Origin of the sequence: Streptomyces sp. WI03-4A (assembly GCF_033792105.1) — a bacterium.
In the GTDB taxonomy this organism is placed as follows: Bacteria; Actinomycetota; Actinomycetes; order Streptomycetales; family Streptomycetaceae; genus Streptomyces; species Streptomyces collinus_A.
The window spans coordinates 43,015-60,412 of the sequence record NZ_JARAUO010000030.1 but is presented as its reverse complement, the minus strand read 5'-3'; the positions used below and the strand labels follow the sequence as shown (position 1 = coordinate 60,412).

The 17,398-nt window shown below is 75.3% G+C and carries 12 protein-coding genes; 4 read left to right on the top strand and 8 right to left on the bottom strand.

Going from position 1 to position 17,398, the window contains the following annotated elements; genetic code table 11:
- Positions 1-48: 48 nt before the first annotated feature.
- The gene (locus tag PV343_RS26675; RefSeq protein ID WP_319149508.1) at positions 49-2,298 is read right to left on the bottom strand and encodes an MMPL family transporter; all 2,250 of its coding nucleotides are present in this window, start codon (positions 2,296-2,298) and stop codon (positions 49-51) included.
- 375 nt (positions 2,299-2,673) lie between these two features.
- On the opposite strand from PV343_RS26675, the gene PV343_RS26670 reads away from it, so the two are divergent.
- The 4 genes from PV343_RS26670 to PV343_RS26655 all read left to right on the top strand — a co-directional run bounded on the left by PV343_RS26670 (position 2,674) and on the right by PV343_RS26655 (position 6,140).
- Complete coding sequence (locus tag PV343_RS26670) at positions 2,674-3,219, top strand: DUF1697 domain-containing protein (protein ID WP_319149507.1); 546 nt, start codon at positions 2,674-2,676, stop codon at positions 3,217-3,219.
- Positions 3,220-3,336: 117 nt separating this feature from the next.
- A complete protein-coding gene (locus PV343_RS26665; protein WP_319149506.1) occupies positions 3,337-3,981 on the top strand; it encodes a DsbA family protein in 645 nt (214 codons plus the stop codon).
- A 317-nt stretch (positions 3,982-4,298) separates the two neighbouring features.
- Positions 4,299-5,756 carry a hypothetical protein gene (locus PV343_RS26660; RefSeq protein ID WP_319149504.1) on the top strand — a complete coding sequence of 486 codons (1,458 nt, stop codon included), beginning with the start codon at positions 4,299-4,301 and terminating at the stop codon, positions 5,754-5,756.
- Between the two features lie 57 nt (positions 5,757-5,813).
- Positions 5,814-6,140: a hypothetical protein gene (locus PV343_RS26655; RefSeq protein ID WP_319149502.1), complete on the top strand. Its 327-nt coding sequence runs from the start codon at positions 5,814-5,816 to the stop codon at positions 6,138-6,140.
- A 58-nt stretch (positions 6,141-6,198) separates the two neighbouring features.
- Here the strand turns inward: PV343_RS26655 and PV343_RS26650 are convergent, their stop codons facing one another.
- The 7 genes from PV343_RS26650 to PV343_RS26620 all read right to left on the bottom strand — a co-directional run bounded on the left by PV343_RS26650 (position 6,199) and on the right by PV343_RS26620 (position 17,252).
- Positions 6,199-7,536 (bottom strand): protein kinase domain-containing protein, encoded by a 1,338-nt coding sequence (locus PV343_RS26650; RefSeq protein ID WP_319149501.1) that lies wholly within the window; start codon positions 7,534-7,536, stop codon positions 6,199-6,201.
- Positions 7,537-8,475 carry a protein phosphatase 2C domain-containing protein gene (locus PV343_RS26645; RefSeq protein WP_387950891.1) on the bottom strand — a complete coding sequence of 313 codons (939 nt, stop codon included), beginning with the start codon at positions 8,473-8,475 and terminating at the stop codon, positions 7,537-7,539.
- The gene (locus PV343_RS26640) at positions 8,469-9,143 is read right to left on the bottom strand and encodes a vWA domain-containing protein (RefSeq protein WP_319149548.1); all 675 of its coding nucleotides are present in this window, start codon (positions 9,141-9,143) and stop codon (positions 8,469-8,471) included. Before PV343_RS26640 ends, PV343_RS26645 begins: the two co-directional genes overlap by 7 nt.
- A gap of 218 nt (positions 9,144-9,361) precedes the next feature.
- Positions 9,362-11,032 (bottom strand): TRAFAC clade GTPase domain-containing protein, encoded by a 1,671-nt coding sequence (locus tag PV343_RS26635; protein WP_319149498.1) that lies wholly within the window; start codon positions 11,030-11,032, stop codon positions 9,362-9,364.
- The gene (locus tag PV343_RS26630) at positions 11,029-13,794 is read right to left on the bottom strand and encodes a GTPase-associated protein 1-related protein (RefSeq protein ID WP_319149497.1); all 2,766 of its coding nucleotides are present in this window, start codon (positions 13,792-13,794) and stop codon (positions 11,029-11,031) included. Before PV343_RS26630 ends, PV343_RS26635 begins: the two co-directional genes overlap by 4 nt.
- Entirely contained in the window at positions 13,791-15,041 is a 1,251-nt protein-coding gene (locus PV343_RS26625) for a TRAFAC clade GTPase domain-containing protein (protein ID WP_319149496.1), read from the bottom strand. The genes PV343_RS26630 and PV343_RS26625 overlap by 4 nt, the downstream gene beginning before the upstream one ends.
- Before the next feature lie 3 nt (positions 15,042-15,044).
- Positions 15,045-17,252, bottom strand: coding sequence for a hypothetical protein (locus PV343_RS26620; RefSeq protein WP_319149495.1), 2,208 nt, complete (start codon positions 17,250-17,252; stop codon positions 15,045-15,047).
- Between the last annotated feature and the right edge of the window lie 146 nt (positions 17,253-17,398).

Here is a 17,398-nt window from a genome sequence, read left to right as displayed (position 1 = left end):
GGGCCCGCCGGTTCCCCGGGAACCGGCGGGCCCTCGTCGACGGCGGGGTCAGACGGTCAGCCTCTCGTCCGCCGCCCGCGCCGGGGCGGCCGGGGCCGGCTCCGGCGACTCGTCGTGCGTCAGGTCGGGCAGCCGGTGCAGCCACTTGGGCAGGTACCAGTTGCGCTCCCCGAGCAGGGCCATCACCGCGGGCAGCAGCACCCCGCGGATGACCGTCGCGTCGATGAGGACCGCGGCGGCCAGGCCCACGCCCATCTGCTTCATGGACTGCATGGACAGGGTGCCGAAGATCGCGAACACGGCGACCATGATGACGGCGGCGCTGGTGACGACCCCGGCCGTGGTGACCACGCCGTGCTGGATCGCCTCCTTGGTGCTCCTGCCGCGCATCCGCGCCTCGCGGATCCGGGAGACCACGAACACGTGGTAGTCCATGGACAGGCCGAACAGGATCACGAAGAGGAACAGCGGCAGCCAGGTGACGACCGCGCCGACGCCCTCGGCGCCCACCAGCGAGGCGCCCCAGCCGTGCTGGAAGACGGCGACGAGGATGCCGTAGGCGGCGCCCACCGACAGCAGGTTGAGCACGATCGACGTGATCGCGACGGTCAGCGAGCGGAACGACAGCAGCATCAGCAGGAAGGCGAAGACGACCACGAAGGCGAAGACCGGGACCACCGAGCCGAGGAGCTGGTCGTTGAAGTCCTTGTTGCCCGCGACCTGCCCGGTGATCGGCGCCTGGAGGCCCTCGACCCGGCCGAGGGTGGCGGGCCTGACCTCGTCACGCAGCTTGTCGAGGCTCTTGACGGCCCGGTCCATGTCGGAGCCGCCGACCAGCGGTACGGACACGAGGGCGACGTCGTGCGCCTTCTCCAGCCTGATGTCGACGGGGCCGCGCGAGGCGCCCGAGGAGATCGCCCGCTCCTTGAAGTCCGCCAGCGCCTGCCGGACCTCGGGCGCGTCGATGTCCTTCGCCCTGACGACCACCTGGGCGGGCTCGGAGCCGCCGGGGAACGCGTCGTTGACCCGGTTGTAGGTCTGCACGATCGGCAGCGAGTCGCCGAACTCCTGGTCCAGCGTGAGCTGCTGGGTCTTCATGCCGAGCGCGGGCGAGGCCACGGCGAGCAGCGCGCCGGCCGCCACCACGACGGAGACCAGCGGTTTGGCCAGTACACCCCGCAGCACGGCGGTCCAGAAGCGGCTCTCGGCCGGCGCGCCCCGCCTGGGACGGCGGCGCAGGAACGGGATCCGTCCCTTCTCGACCCGCTCGCCCAGCAGCGACAGCAGCGCGGGCAGCACCGTCACCGAGCCGACCATGGCGACGGCCACCACCATCAGGGAGGCCAGGCCCATCGCCTCGAAGGTGGCGAGACCGGTGAACAGCATGCCCGCCATGGCCACGCACACCGTGACACCGGAGACGATGACCGCCCGGCCGCTGGTGGCGGCGGCGATCCTGAGCGCGGTGCCCGGGTCCTGGCCCGCCTCCCGCTCCTCCCGCTCCCGGCGCAGGTAGAACAGGCAGTAGTCGACGCCGACGGCCATACCGACCAGCAGCATCACGGAGTTGGCGGTGTCGCTCATCGGCTGGAGGTGGCTGACGAGCCCCATGAGGCCCATCGTCGCCATGATCGCGGTGACCGCGAGCGCCACCGGCAGCAGCGCCGCCACCAGCGCGCCGAAGGCGATCAGCAGGATGCCGAGCGCCACCGGCACCGCGGAGAGCTCGGCCTGCTCGAAGTCGTCGCCGAAGGCGTCGTCGTACTGCTTCTTCATGCTGGCGCCGCCGATCTCCTCGATCCGCAGCGAGCCGTGCTTCGCCTGCACCCCGGCCACGGCGTCCAGCACCGGTGCGACGCGCTCGGCGGCGGTGTCCGCGTCGCCGCGCATGTCGAACTGCACCAGCGCGCTGCGGCCGTCCCGGGAGATGGTGTGGGTGTCGTAGGGCGAGGTCACCGCGGTGACCTCGCCGGTGGCGCCGACGGCCGCGACGACGTCGGTCACGGCGGCCCGGAACTCGCCGCTCGTGGCCCGCGTGTCCCCGCCCTTGGCCTGGATCAGGACGGTCTCGCCGGCCGGCTGCTCGATGCCCGCGTCGGCGATGATCCGTGCGGCCGTGTGCGTCTCGCCCTTGAGCTGGTCGTTCTCGTCGACGTCGACCCGGCCGGCCGCCGAGCCGAGCCCCATGGCCAGGACGACGAACAGCACCCATATGCCGACGGCGGCCCACCGGTGCCGGGCGCTCCAGCCGCCGGCCCGGGCGGCCAGCCCCCGCACCCGCACGTCCGTGTTCCCCATGACGGGATGTCCCCCTCGTGTGCGGTGACGGCCCCCTGCCGCCACCTCCTCGCTTGTTCCGTCTCGACGGTAGGCGCCGCGCGCGGCCGTCTCGTCGTGCTGTCCGGTGAGCTCCGGGGGTCGCGGCTCACCGCTGGGGAGGACGGCGGCCCCTTACACCTATCGCCGGCTCTCGGGGCCGAGCCTCGGGGTGTCCGATCCGCCGACAGAGATCCACTTTGTGATTACGAAAGGTTGTTGAACAAATCACAGCCGCGTGTAGGAGTTGATCCGCACCCTCCCCATCGGCCAGAGTTTCGCGCAGTCCGGCGCACGTCCGGGCCCGGCCGTCGTGCCCGCCCCCACGGGGCACGGCGGCCGCTCTAAGGTGTCCGGATGACGACCTATGCGGCACTGCTGCGCGGAATCAACGTCGGCGGCAGCAGGAAGGTCCCGATGGCCGAGCTGCGCACGCTCATGACCGGTCTCGGGTACGACGGGGTACGGACCCATCTGCAGAGCGGCCAGGCCGTGTTCACCGCCGGGGGCGGCGACGAGGAGTCGCTGGCGGCCGCGTTGGCCCGGGCGGTCGAGGAGCGGTTCGGTTTCCCGGTCGACGTGATCGTGCGCGACCACGCCTACCTGAGCGCGGTGGTCACGGGCTGCCCCTTCCCGGCCGCCGCACTGGAGCCCAGGCAACTGCACGTCACCTACTTCTCCGCCCCGGTCACCGCCGAGCGGTTCGCGGAGATCGACCCCGGGGCGTACCTGCCCGAGGAGTTCCGGCTCGGCGACCGCTGTCTGTACCTGTACGCCCCCGACGGCGTCGGCCGCTCCAAGCTCGCCGAGGCGCTGTCCCGGCCGCGGATCGGCAAGGGCCTGATCGCCACCAGCCGGAACTGGAACACCGTCACGAAACTCGTCGAGCTGACCACGCCCTGACCCGCTCCCGTCGGTACGGACCGCCCCCGCCGGTTACGGCCGCCTGCGGAATGGGCCAATGAGAACGCCCTGGATTGGGCCGGGATCTTGAGCCAACGGCGCACTAACGTCAGCGTCATGAGCGCTTCCGAACACGGCCGTACGGCCACCGCCCCCGACCCGGCCCGGGTCGACTTCTTCTTCGACCCCGCCTGCCCCTTCGCCTGGATCACCTCCCGCTGGCTGCTGGAGGTCGAACGGGCCCGCCCGCTCGACCTGCGCTTCCGCGTCATGAGCCTGTACCTGCACAACACGGGCAACGAACTGCCCGACTGGTACTGGGACCTGGTCGACCGGTCGATCGGCCCGGTGCGGGTCGCCTCGGCCGCCGCCGAACGGCACGGCCCGCACGTGCTGCGCGACCTGTACACCGCCTTCGGCACCCGCATCCACGAGCGCGGGGAGAAGGACTTCGACGGGGTGGTCGCCGAGTCGCTGGCCGAACTCGAACTCCCGGCGGACCTCGCGGCCGCCGCCCACGACCCGTCGTACGACGACGCGGTGCGCCGCAGCCACGAGGCGGGCGCCGAACCGGACTCCGGCGGCTACGTCGGCACGCCCACGCTGCACGTCGACGGCACGGTGTGGTTCGGCCCCGTGCTGCGGGCGGTCCCGCGCGGCGCGGAGGCGGCCGAACTCTTCGACAGCTTCCGCACGCTGGCCCGCCACCCCGACTTCTTCGAACTCAAGCGCACCCGCACCGGTGGCCTGCGCTTCGACTGATCCGACGCCCGAACGCCGCGAGTTGGCCGATAACCGCCCCTGCGGCGCCGTACCGGCAGCACACCCGTGACACATCCGCCGGAGCAGACGCAGAGACAAGAGCCGTCCGTGGTCCGACGTCACAGGGGAACGCCGGACCACGGCGGCCGACGCCCCGGCGCGTCCCCGCGCCTCCCGCCGTGTCCCGGCTCTGGGGAACCCCGGGACAAACGCTCCCCGTTGTCCCTAGGGTGAGGCGCGCGGAGAACGGCCGAGGGGGACGGATGACTGTGACGGGGCGACCATTACCGAAACTGCCGCAGTACCGCAGGGACTCGGTGACCCGCCGCCTGTGCGCCTCCGCGCACCTCGACGACGCCTTCGCCCGCTATGTCGACCGGGCGCTCACCGGGGACCGCCTCGACGCCCTCGGGCTCAGCCTCGGCATCAACTTCGTCGCCCTCGCCCGCCACGCCCGGGTCGCCGCCCGCCGCCGCGAGGCCCTCGACAGCCGGCTGGCCCGGCTCGCGGTCGTCGCGATCCTCTGCCTCCTGACCGGGGTGACGGGGGCGGTCAACGGGCACTGGTCCCTCGTATGGGTGGCGATTTTCGGCCCTCTCGGCACGTACGCGGTGGCCTGGACCCTGGTCCACCGCAAGGAGTCCGTGGGCCGGGACACCGCACGCGAGGTGTTCCAGGCCACCGAGAAGCCCGAGCGGACGGCGCCGCCCGTCGAACCCGAGGCCGAGGCCTGGCTCGGCGAGCTGAAACGCGCCAACGTCCTGCCGTACGCGGACGCGGCCGCCCGGACCAACCCCTTCGTCGGCAGCGGCGCCAAGCTCAAGGAGGTGGTGTGGCAGCCCATCGACATCAGCAGACCAGCCGACGCCCCCGGCGGCGGCAAACTCCCGCTGCTGCCCTTCGACGCCGTCGACCTGCACACCTACGTGGCCCGACACCTGGAGTCCATCGCCGGCCTGCCGGGCCTGCGGGCGCAGAACCGGCTCTACGTCCTCGGCAGCAACGCCTGCTTCCTGCCCGAGCTGGTCCCCGACCGCACCCGCAGACCGCACGCCCGGATACCCGGCGAACTGGTGCGGGCGGGCCTGCAGAACCCCGGCGCCGGCATGCGCACCCACCTCTGCCTGGAACGCATCGGCGAGGGCGGCCGCATGATCGTCTCCATGTACCTGCGGGCCATCCTGCAGCCGCCCAGCCTCACCTGGGAGGTCGCCGCCTACGTGATACCCCCGCTGGACGGCCGCTTCCTCCGCGTCGACCGGCTGCCGGTGGCCCCCCGCGAACGCTGGTGGAGCCTCGTCCGGCACGCCACCGCGCACACCGGCCCGTACCTGCGCGGCTCCCTCGGCCGGGTGCGCGACCGCCGCAGCTGGCGGCGCGACCACGCCCGCGTGCTGGCCCGCGAACGCAAGGCGATCGACAAGCAGCACCTCCTGTACGACTACGGCGCCAAGGGCAGCCTGCGCGAGGACCTCGGCGCCTGGGACGCGGCGGGCTACGCCGAGCGGACCGACGCGCAGGACTTCCTGTTCCGGCTCCAGCAGGGCGTGCTGGTCGCCACGGAACGGTTCCTGGAGGACCACCACGTCGACACCAGCTCCTACGACAAGGCCCTTCAGGTCATCAGCACGCAGACCTACAACATCGGTAACGTCAGCGGCCCCAGCATCTTCGGCAACGACGGCACGATCGCCATGGGCGGTCAGCAGGGCCCGGGACCCCACGGCGGCCCCGGACCCCACGGCGGCCCGGCGGCCGGCCCGGCCTCACCGTGAACCCCGCCCCGGCCCCACCACCGGCGGCACCCTCCGACCAGGAGTCAGGACAGGACAGTGAGCACCTACAACTTCCACGGGAACATCAACGGCCCCGCCCACATGGGCGACCACGGCCGGATCGAGGTCAACGTCCACGGACCGGCCACCGAGCCGCTCGTCCGGCTCGCCGAAGGGCTCATCGAGGCGCTGCGCGCCGAGTACCCGGTGCTCGTGCGCCACGGCGAGGTCATCCACGGCGCGCTGATGGAGTCCGTCGAGGACGGCGGCCCGCCCAACCGGGGCCGGATCCGCTCGGCCCTGGAGACCATCAGCATCGGCGCCGCGGCCGGCACCGCCAGCCTCGCCTTCACCCAGCAGTTCATGCAGGTGCTGGGCCTGTGAGCCACCCGGGTCCGTGAGCCGCCGGGGGCCTCGCGCGAGCGGGGCCCCCGGCGGGCACTCACCCGGCCCGCACCACCGCCCGCACCCCGCCGCCCAGGTCCAGTTCAAGACCCGACCTCAGCGGCACGGTCTGCCCGGGCTCGACCTTCTGCGCGGTGCCGTCCGAGCGGGTGCCCGTCCAGGTCCGCGCCGACCGGTTGGCGAGACCGAACCGCCCCGGCTGTTTGGGGTGTTCGACCAGCTCCGCCACCAGCGCGGCGTCCGAGCAGTCGTGCCGGGCCGGCTCGGGCGGCAGATGGTGCTCCTGCACCCGGGCGCCCCGGCGCAGCCGGATGTGGTGCTCGGTGCGCGGCGGGGGAGTGGTCACCGTCAGCCGCGGCGGCAGCACCAGGGCCGCCCCGCAGCCCCAGCAGGCACGCGACGGCGGGTTCTCGCCCGGCTCGGTCATGTTCTGCCGCCCGCAGGACGCGCACTCCACCACCGAGTCCAGCACCGCCCGCAGCGCGTCGCGCCACTCCGACTCCCGCACCCGCGCCGCCGGATCGCGCAGCCCGACGGTGAACGAGCGCCTGAACAGCTCCCGCAGCCGTTCCGCCGCCGCGTCCCAGGTGGCCAGCACGGTCGCGTGCTCCATCGGGTCCGGAGCGTTGGAGTCGTCCGCGGGGTCGAAGACGAACAGCGGGTCGCGGCCGTACAGCTTGCGCTCGGCCGCCTCGTCCAGGCAGTGGATGCCCAGTTCCCGCCGTCCCTTGAGCGGGTGATGGTTCATCAGCAGCATGAACAGCAGCACGGCCAGGGAGTGCAGGTCGGACTGGACGCCGGGCCACGCGCCCGGATCGCCGCGCACCAGCTCCGGCGCCATGAACTCCATGGTGCCCGAGATCCCGGTCGCGTCCCCCTCCACCACCGCGTTGTCGTTGTCGCAGACCAGCACGTCACCGGTGGCCGGGTCGAAGAAGATGTTGCCCCAGGAGATGTCCCGGTAGGCGATACCCCGCGAGTGCAGCGCCTGGTACGCCTCCACCGTGTACAGGCAGGCCGTCAGCAGCGCCCGCTGACTCGTGCGCAACTGCCGCCGGAAGAGCGCCGGGAGCCCCTTGAAGCGGTCCGGACGCACTGCCATCAGATAGCCGAACGACCCGCGGTGCTCGGGCACGTACGCCTCGGGCCACAGGAACCGGTCGTCCGCGAAGTCACGCGCCACCAGCTCCCTCACGATCGCCTCCTGCGCACCGGTCGCACAGGTCGGGTAGTACCACTTCAGCGCGCGCTCCCCGTCCGGGGTGCGCACCCGGTACACCTCGCCCTGCCCACCGGCGCCGAGCAGGCCGACGACCTCGACCCCGTCACCGTTCTCCGCCGTCAGGCGCGTCCCGCCGTCGAGCATGCCGCTCATCTACGTCTCCGTCTCCGTCTTCCGTTCGTCCGGCTCCGCGGCACCGGCAGCCACCGCGGTGGACTCCTCGTTCCCGCAGGCCCCGGCCGGTTCGGGGGCGTCCCGCGCGCAGCGCAGGGCCGCCGCCAGCGTCGTGTCGTCGCCCGAATGGCGTGCCGCCTCGGCCAGCCACCGCGGCAGCACCTCGCGGACGCCCGCGCCGCCCTCCCCGGCCAGCCGCCCCGCCAGGCCCTCGACGAACGACCGGTAGCCGTCGGCCGAGGCGAAGCTCTTCGACAGCCCGTCCGTGGAGAGCACCACCAGGCGCGGGGTGCGCGCCTCCTCGAACACCGGCGCCCAGTGCATCCGCATCGACCGCCAGGCGTCCCGCCCGCACAGCGACTCCGTCTCGTCGCCCAGGTCCTCCTCGGCGGGCGCCAGCGGCCGGCTCAGCGTGCCGTCGTGCTCCACCACCGCGAGGTCGCCGTCACCGATCTGCCAGGCCACGAACAGCCAGGGCATGAGCACGGCACCGATCAGCGTGGTGCCGTACAGCACCACCTTCTCCTCGGTCCCCGGCTCCCGGGACGCCTCCTCGACGACCGGGCGGTTGCGGTCCCAGTGCCCGAGCGCGGCCTGCCGCCACTCGTGCACCAGGGCGCGCGGGAAGTCGTCCCGGGCGTACGTCATCAGCCGGGACAGCCGGCCCGGCCCCTGGCAGTCGGCGGCCGCCCGGCCGAAGTGCGCCGCCAGCCCCATGAACCGGTCCACGGCGAACCGCGCGCCCAGTTCACTGCGCGCGTGCACCGCCGAGCCGTGCCCGTCCGCCACCGCGAGGAGTAGCGGACTCTCACCGGTGCCCGCGCCCCGGCACTCGTACCAGTCCTGGTTACGGCGCTTGTTGACGCCCTGGACGCTGTCGGCCAGCGTCTCCCACCGTCGCACCCCGAGCGTCACCACACGTCGTCGTCATCGTCGTCGTCCAGCACCGGCGGCGCGTACGGCTGCTTCACCATGGTCGCGGCCAGACCGGAGGTGTCGCCCGCGACCGGCTGGGAGGCCGCCTTCACGGCCGCCGTGGAGGCCCACCGGATGGCGGCGGCCAACTGCTTGGGGCTGTTGGCGTCCAGCGGCTGCAGTTCGGGGTTGCCGAGGAACTCCTGCAGCACCCCGCGGTCCGCGTCCGAGCCGATCGCGATGGCGACCCGCACCGCCTTGCGGCCCCACGGGGTGGCGTCGACGGCCTTCAGGCCCTCCCGCCAGTCGTCGGTGGGCCCGCCGTCCGACACCAGGGCGAGCACCGGCTTCAGCGCCCGCTGCGGCATCGGCGGGGACTGCAGCTCCCGCGCCACCAGGTGCAGCGCCTCACCGAGGTTGGTCATGCCGTCGACCTGCACGTCCTGCCAGGTGAAGTCGTCCACCGGGACCGGCGTCCGGTGGTGCCACTGCGCGGTGGTGGAGAACGTGACGGTGCGCAGCAGCAGTTGTGCGGCCGGATTGTCGTGGGCCACCGCCCGCATCTCCGGAACGGCTTCCCTGATCGCGTAGTTCAGCCTCGCGATCTTGTCGCCCTGCATCGAGTACGAGCAGTCGAGCAGCCAGATGAAGTGGACCGGCCGGTTGGCCATGGGCCCGCCGGGAATGTCGCTCACGCCGTGGTTCCTTTCCGTGGACAGGTGTCGTGCGGGTGGGGCGCGTGGGTGGACGCACCCGTGGGGGAGTACCGGGGGTCAGCGCAGCAGCAGCCACGCGGTGCCGCCGAGGGCCACCGCCGCCAGGACCACCGCGGTGACGAAGAGGCCCGCCAGCACCCGCCGGGCCCGTGCGACCGATGGGGTCACCTGGTTCATGCCGGGCTGTACCTCCCCTCGTGGCCTTCGCTCGCCCCGTCGGACCGCCGCCGCGGCCGGACCGGCCGGCCCCCGCCACCGCCCGGGCCGGTCAGCGGGCCGGTGCGCAGCCCCGAGGCCGCGAGCAGCCACAGCACCGGCTCCGCGGCCCGCCGCTGCTCGCTCTCCAGCGGCCCGGTGCCGGTGGCCGCGTGTGCGCTGACGGCCCAGTAGCGGGCCGCCCGGAAGTCGTGGCCGAGCGCCCGGACCAGGGGGCCGAGGCCCACGTCGGCCAGCCAGTCCTCGACCCGCGCGCCCGGCACCGGCAGCGAGGTCAGCCGGTCGAGCACGTCCCGCTTGGTGACCACGGTGGCCACCGGCATCCGGGACCGCCGGCCGGTGAGCGCCGCCAGCTCCCCGGTGAGCCGCTGGTACGTCTCCCAGGGGCCCTGCGCCGAGGGCCGGGCCCGCTCCGCCCGTTCGGTGTCGGCGGGGTCCAGCCGGCCGCGCACCCGCGGATCGGCCAGGGCGTCGGCCACCAGGACCACCCCGTCCGTGTGCGCCAGGTACCCCTGGGCGCGCACCCGTTCGGCGTCGCTCACCGACTCGCCCATCGGGTCGTACAGGTACAGCAGCCGGCGCCTGCGGCCCCGGGCCACGGTCAGCATCAGGGCGCGCGGCTGGCCGCCGGTCGTGGCGTGCGCCCAACCGGTGCGGTTCAGCTCCTGGTTGAGGCCGGTCCGGACGCGCTGGTCGTCCACGGTGGCGTACTCCACCCGCAGTTCGCCCTGCCGCGCCCACGAGTGCAGCCCCTCGACCATGGCCGCCATCAGCATCGTCTTGCCCGAGGAGGTGCCACCGACCAGCGGGGTGTGCACCACCGGCATGGTGCCCGCCGCCCGGGGCAGGAACTGCTCGCAGCGCGGGCACAGCGCCGTGAGCCGTCCGCGGCCCAGCGGCCGGGAGGCGGGCAGCCGGTGCCCGCACCGGCACACGTGCCACAGCACGCCGTACCGCCCGGGCCGCAACTCGGCATGGTGCTCACCGCAGTTCGGGCAGCGGTACAGGGCCAGCGGGACCGGCGCGTAGCAGCCGGGGTGCGGGCACCTGACCCGGACACCCCGCAGCAGCAGCCAGCCCCGCTCCAGGGCGCGCAGCACCGGTACGGCCGCGGCCCAGCCCAGCCACACCACGGCCAGCAGCAGCGCGAACAGCGCCAGCACCACACCGAGGAGCAGCGCAGCCAGCGCGGCCCCGGCCGGCGCGCCCACGGCGGTGCCGGGCGCGACGAACACCAGCAACAGCAGCCGGTAGAGCGGTGCGGTGGGGCGCCGGCCGGAGGGCCGGCACCCGTGGAACAGGTTCCGGACGGTTCCCCGCAGCCACCGGTCGCGCAGCGCGGACCACACGGTCCGCGGCACCGCGGCCGCGGCGGACCCGGCGTCCGCCCACGACTGCCGCCACCAGTAGACCAGATGCGCGGGCTCGGCGCCGCCGACCCCGGCGAGCCGCCAGTCGGCGAGGCCGGGCTGCCAGGGGCCGGTCCGCCGCCAGGCGGCCGCAAGCCCGCGCCCGAGGAACTCCCACAGCGCGCGCAGCCCGCACACCGCGGCGGCCACCACCCCGGTCCAGCCGAGCAGGAGCACCAGCGCGAGCTGCGCGCCGCCCTCCGCCGCGTCCGCCTTCATCCGCGGCCTCCCCCGGCGGGCGGCTCCACGTCGCCGGTCCAGGGCGCCTGCCGGTCCTCGCGCCGGCCCCGCCCGGTCAGCCGGCCCGCGAGCCGGCCCAGGGCACCGGGCCGGTTCCAGGCACGGTAGGCGTCCAGCCGGCCCCGGCCGGTGCGGTGCAGCGCCTCCTCGACCGCCCGCTGGTCCTCGGCCGGCAGCGCCCGTACGACCGGACGCAGCACCTTGGCCAGCAGGGTGGTCCGGGTCGTCTCCCAGCCGCCGTGCGGCCGCGGGTAGGCGCTCCAGTCGCAGAAGCACGCGGCGACGTAGCCGGGCACGGTGCGCAGCCGCTCGGCCACCCGGTCCCCGCGCGCCACCCGCTCGTAGGCCGCGAGCAGCCCGGGATCGCCCGCGCGGGCCAGCGCGTACAGCTCGCTCTCCGGCGCGGGCGGCCGGGGCGGTGCGTACGGCTCGGTCCCGGGCGCCGCCACGGCCAGCAGCCGTCGCGCGAGGGCGTCGTACACCCGCCGCGTCACCGGTTCGGGCACCGGCTCGGGCGCGCCGTCCCGCAGGCCGCACACGTGGTCGACCCAGTTCTCGACGTCGTGGTCGCCGTCCAGCAGCCCGGCGTACTCCAGCAGGAGCAGCGGCGCCCGGTGCGCGGGCCGCAGCTCCGTGGTGAAGCAGCGCAGCAGGTCGGCGGCGAGGACCGGCACCGCCGGGTCGTCGGCGGGGGCCGCGAGCGCGGCCTCCACCAACGCATCCCGGGTGCCCGCGAGCCGGTGCGCGTCCGAGCCCAGCTCGCTCAGCAGCAGTGCCGCATCCTCCGCACCGGGCGGGCCGTCCGGCCACACCAGCTGGAACGCGGTGCGCAGCACGTCCGGCGCGGCGTGCGGCGAGACCCCGGCGGTGCGCAGCAGGCCGTGGAACCGCGCCCGCCGGTCGCCGGTCCGCCCCGCCCCCGCCGTCTGCAGGCACATCCGCAGGTGCGGGAAGCCGGGGGAGGGCGGCACCGGCAGCCCACAGCCGGCCAGCCGCCCGGCCACCCCGGGCGGATGCGCGGCGGCGAGCGCGTCCAGCGCGCCGAACAGGGCGGTACGCAGGGCGGGATGACCGTGCACGGCGTCGAGGACGGCGGGCGGGCAGACCACCCGCCCGCCGTCGACGTGCGGGTCGGTCCCGGCTCCGGCCACGCTCACGGCTCCCGCCGACCCGTGTTCCGGCTCCTGCCCGGCGGCCCGGTCGGCCGGCCGGCCGCTGACCAGGTCGCGGGCGAGCCGCCCGGCCAGTCCGGGCAGCGCGTCCACGCAGTCCACGTCGAGCAGGTCGGCGACGCGCAGCAGGGCCAGGGGCCGTCCGGCGGCCGGCTCGGTGGGGTCGCCGACGCCCTGCCGCAGGGCGGGGGCCAGGTCCCGGGCCAGTTCCGCGCGCAGCGCGGGGGTGAGCGAGCCCGCGCCCAGCGCGGGCAGGGGCCCCCGGTCACGGACCGCCGCGGCGAGGACATGGGCGGCGAGCGGCGCGGAGACGGCGGTGGGCACCTGCCCGTCCAGCCGTGCCGACAGAGCGGCCAGCGCGGCCGGTTCGTGGTCCAGAGGAGTCCCGGCGGTGCGGTGCGGGCCCGCACCGCTGTCGCTCGCCCGCGTACCGCCCGCGCCCGTGCCGCTGCCGCTCGCGCCCGCCGCGGTGCCGGTCGGTGCCGTACCGCTGCGGCGCGACCACGCGTCACCCCCGGCCGACCCCGCCCCCGTCCGCGCGCCGCCTGCCCCGGTGGCAGGGCGGCCCGTGCCCGTCCCGCTCGCCTCCGTCAGCGCGGCGATCAGGGCGGTCAGGGTCTCCTCCGGGACCGTGGGCGCGTGGGCCGCGGTCCAGTGGGCCGCCGCCGCGCGGGCGTCGGCGCGTAGCGGGACGCCGGTGACGAGTGCCGCCACCGCCAGCGGGCCGAGGTCACCCGAGTTGCCCCGGAACAGGTCGGGCCGGCCCGCCGTCCAGATCCGCGCGCAGGCGTCGGCCCAGGCGTCGGCGACGGGCCCGGGGCCGGGGCGGGCGGTGCAGTCGTGCACCCGGAACCGGTGGTCGTGGCCGACCGGCTCGGAGGACGGCAGGACCCCGACGATCTGCTGCCGGGCCTGCTGCGGGCGCCGGGTGTAGGTGGTGAACGTCAGCAGATGCGCCCGCTCGCGGGGCAGCACGGCGCAGGCGAGCGCGATCCACTGGGCAACGTCGGCACTGTCCCGCTCCACCACCACGATCTGCCGGCTGTCCGCCTCCCCGGCCAGGGCCGCGAGGTCGGCGAAGAACGCGGCGAGCCGGTCCGCCCGCGAGCGCGCGAACGCCACCAGGCCGTCCCGGCGCAGCAGGCCCGACGGCTCGAACCGGTCGACCGGCTCCGGCCGCCCGTCCGGCGGGGTGGCGTCGGCCCAGCGCGGCGACTCCCAGGCCGTGATGGGCAGCGCCCCGTCGGGCAGCCGGGTCCCGGGCGGAAGGTGCAGGGCGTGCGTGTGGAAGTTGCCCCAGCGCCCGCTGTAGTCGGCGCCCGTGTACACCGACCGGCTCAGCAGCCGCCCGCCGTCGGACAGTTCGGTGCAGCTGAATGCCTTGGGGAACGCCTTCAGCTCCTCGGTGTCCGGCCGCGCGGGCAGGTCGCGCGGGGGTTCGTACCCGATGAGCTGCTCGGCCTCCCGCAGCACCGTCTGCGGCACGCCGGGGCTGACCGCGGTGAACCGGAAGCCGGAGCCGTCCGGGCCGGGCGGCGCCGAGGTGTAGTGCAGCTGGGCGAGGCTCATCGGGCACGCCCCTTCTCCGCCGCCCGCACGGGCAGCAGCCCGCGCCGGGACAGCAGCCACAGCAGCGGATCCTCGACCCGCACCGGCTGCGGGCCCGACTTCGGGGCGTCCGCCGGGGCGTCCCGGGGCGGTGGCGCCCCCAGCGCGGACAGCCCGAAGTAGGACAACTCGGCGAAGTCCAGTTCCAGTTGGCGCAGCAGCGCGCCGGAGTCCCAGTCCGTCAGCAGCGACCGCAGTTCCTCGTGGACGGCGAGCCGGTCGGCGTCGTCGTAGGCGCCGGCGCTGTGCGGGGCGTTGCGCAGCAGCGGGGAGTGCGGGTCGAGCAGCGGCCTGAGCATGTCCGTCTTGGTGACGGCGACGGCCATCGGGGTGGACACCCGGCCCCGGGAGCGCCCCCGGCCGTGCGCCCGCAGCTGGGCCGCGAGGTCGGCGGCGATCTGCTGCGGCGCGGTCTCCACGACGGGCAGCGGCGGCCCCTCGTGCACCGGGAGCCGGTCCCGGACGGAACCGAGCTGCAGCGGGTCCACGAGCAGGATGATTCCGTCGGCGGCGCTCAGGTAGCGGGTGTAGCGGTCCATCGCCTCGCTGCCGGCCAGGTCCTCACCGGCCGCGTCGAAGAAGACCAGCGTGGTGTGCCGGGTGCCGGACCCGCCCAGCAGGCCCTTGCGGGGCAGGCTCAGCCGGTACAGCAGCGGGTCGTTGAAGCCGAGCGCGGCCGGCCGGGTGGCGTCCGGCAGCCGCAGCCGCTCGTACAGGTCCTCGGCCATCTCCTTGTCCCGCTGCTGGGTGCTCTGCCCCATCGCCGCGAGCGAGGCCTGGTAGGCCTGCCCGACCCGGTGGTTCAGCTCGTTGACCAGGACGGCCGCGTAGGTGCTCTTGCCGGAGGCCTTCGCGCCGACCAGGGCGATGATCCGGCTGTCCTGGTCGCAGTAGTCGCTGGGCAGGTCGCTGTGGCAGGAGTCGCACACCCGTACCGGCGTCGGCACCCCGCAGTGCGGGCAGGGCACGCTGCTGCGCCCGCCGCTCGGGCCGCCGAGCCCGCCGAGCCTGCGCGCCGCGGGGAACACCGGCCCTCGCATCCGGGCCGACGGAGGCACCCCGGGCCCCATGAACCCGGCCCACAGATCGTCCCGTTCGGGCCCGCACGGCGCGCCGCCGCGCACCCCGCTCGGGGTCATCAGGCAGCGGTACGGCAGCCTGGCCGCCGACGCGCGGGTGAAGCAGTACGGGCATATCACGGTCGTCATCGCTCAGCGCACCACCAGGCTCGCGGGGGAGGGTTCTTCAAGACGCACCGAGACCGCGTGCTCCCCGAGCAGGAAGCCGCGCAGCCTGTAGGGGGCCGGGCAGACGGAGGCCGGCAGTTCCCGCTCGACCGTGCCGTGCCGAGCCAGGTCGGGGCCGGACACGCGCAGCACGGTCGTGCCGTCGGCGGGGCTGTTCGGGCGCAGGTCGCCGCTGCGGGCCACGCACACGAACTCGGGCAGCTCGCCGGACGCGCCCGGCGCGGCGAGGCTGACCCGCAGCAGGGACCGGCCCCGGCGCAGCAACCGCCGCTGCGGGCGTACCAGTTCGTACCGTATGGCGGTGTCCGGCGGCAGCAGCGTCTCGGCCGTCTCGGGCACCACCACGACGGCTCCGGCCGCCCGGGGCACGGTCGCCGCCCGGATCCGCACCGCTCCCGGGCCGACCGGCAGCCGCAGCCCGCTGCGGCGGTAGGCGTGCGCGGTCAGCGTGCGCTCACCGCCGGCGTCCGTGCCGTCCGGGGGCGCCCAGGTGACCGCGAGGTGCCCGGCGCCGTCGGGCCAGTCCAGCGTGACGCGTGCCTGCCCGTCCGGGAGCCGTTCGGCGGCGAGCCCGGGTACGGCGTGCACGGCCTCGACGGCGACGGCGGGACCGGCCAGCGCCCGCTCGCCGAGCACGGCGACGGCGGCGACCTCGGCCCAGGTCCCGGGCGGCGGACACGGGGCGCCGCTCCGCTCGGGCCAGTCCAGCGGGGGCGGCAGGTCCCGGGTGCGCAGCTCGGTGCCCGGCGCGGGCGTCCGCCCGGGCCACACCACCAGCCGTACCTCGGCGTCCTCCGCACCGGTCCAGGCGAACCGTACGGCCCCGCCGTCGGGCCGCGCGGTGAGGGTGCGCACGGGGTCGGGCCAGGGGTGGACGGTGCCGGTCACCCGCAGTCCCGGGGAGGAGACCGGGGCGCCGCCGGGCCCCTGGTAGTGGCAGACGACGCGGAAGGCGTGCGGGCCGGCCGGCAGGCCCGTGGCGGTGAAGCCGTCCGGCCGGAGCGTCAACCGGGCGCCGGCCGGGCCGGGTCCGGTGTGCTCGACGGTGACGTCGCCGGCCTTCTCCGGACGCTGCCAGGCGCAGTGGATCCGGCCCGGGCCGTCCGTCAGCACCGGCCGGCCCACCTCCGGGGCGACCAGCAACTGCCGTGACACCAGCGGCGGCCCCGCCACCCGCCCGTCCCGCAACGGCAGCGCCGCGTAGCGCACCTTCGCACCGAGCGGCGCGTCCTCGTCGGCCACCGTGCCGGCCGCCGTGGGGTCCGCGCCCGGCACGCTGCGCACGACGGGCCTGCCGCGGTCCGTGCGGCACAGCCGCAGCAGCCGCCAGTCGTCCGACACGTCGTGCCGGTCCCGCCACGACAACTCCACGTGATCGGGCCGCAGTTCGGCGCGCAGCAGCTGACGCCGGCCGGACTCGGGGCGGTGCACGCGGACCAGGCCACGCAGGGCGCGGTGGTCGTCGGCGGCCTCGCACAGAGCCTTCAGGTACGCGTCGCCCGCGTTCTCCCGCTCGCCCTCGTCCTCGGCCCGGCGGCCGGTCCGCAGGTGGCCGTCGACCGCGTCGAGCCGTTCGGCGAGCCAGACGCGCAGGGCGGCGACCTCCCGGTCGCCGGTGTCGGGGGGCAGCCGGTCGAGCAGTGCCCGCAGCCGGTGCAGCCGGCGCAGTTCCCGGGCGTCGGCGAGGGACTCGGCGGCGTCGCGTGCGCGCCGGTCCAGGAACGGCCGCAGCCGGGCGGCGGCCACGAGGCCCGCCGTCTCGTCCGGGTGCACGCCCAACTCGGCCGCGGCGCGTGGGCGTCGGGGGGCGGGCTGGTCCTGTAGCAGGCCGATGAGCTGGTAGAGGACGACGCGGCGCGGTGCCTGCGGGTCGCGCCGGTGCAGCGCGGCCAGCTTCGCGGCGAGCGGGGCGGCAGGACCGGCGCCCTCGGCGAGTTGGTCGAGGAACGGCCCGTCCACCCGGCGCCTGCCCCGCGGCCCGGCGGGCACGTACAGGCCGTCCAGGACCCGTAACCCGGTCGGCGCGGCGCCCAGCGTCTCGCCGAGGTGGCGTAACCCCGCGGCGTGCTGGTCGGCGGCGAGACGGCCGTAGCCCGGCACGAGGGGACTCAGTGGCAGGCCCGACAGGGCCCTGGGCAGCCCCAGGTGACACCCGAACTCCTGACCGGCCACGCGCACGTTCTCCCCCGATAGTGCTCCGAGGCACCATCCCAGCAGATCCGGCCGAGACCAGGAAGTACTTTCGAGGAACCCGGGCACCCCGGGCCGGACCGCACCCACCGGTGCGTACGGGCCCCACCGGGCAGGAGGCTCGCGGC

Bases quoted from the DNA above. Each gene is read 5' to 3' on its own strand.
- PV343_RS26675 (WP_319149508.1), bottom strand. From the start codon at position 2,298: ATGGGGAACACGGACGTGCGGGTGCGGGGGCTGGCCGCCCGGGCCGGC.
- PV343_RS26670 (WP_319149507.1), top strand. From the start codon at position 2,674: ATGACGACCTATGCGGCACTGCTGCGCGGAATCAACGTCGGCGGCAGC.
- PV343_RS26665 (WP_319149506.1), top strand. From the start codon at position 3,337: ATGAGCGCTTCCGAACACGGCCGTACGGCCACCGCCCCCGACCCGGCC.
- PV343_RS26650 (WP_319149501.1), bottom strand. From the start codon at position 7,536: ATGAGCGGCATGCTCGACGGCGGGACGCGCCTGACGGCGGAGAACGGT.
- PV343_RS26640 (WP_319149548.1), bottom strand. From the start codon at position 9,143: ATGGCCAACCGGCCGGTCCACTTCATCTGGCTGCTCGACTGCTCGTAC.
- PV343_RS26635 (WP_319149498.1), bottom strand. From the start codon at position 11,032: ATGAAGGCGGACGCGGCGGAGGGCGGCGCGCAGCTCGCGCTGGTGCTC.
- PV343_RS26630 (WP_319149497.1), bottom strand. From the start codon at position 13,794: ATGAGCCTCGCCCAGCTGCACTACACCTCGGCGCCGCCCGGCCCGGAC.
- PV343_RS26625 (WP_319149496.1), bottom strand. From the start codon at position 15,041: ATGACGACCGTGATATGCCCGTACTGCTTCACCCGCGCGTCGGCGGCC.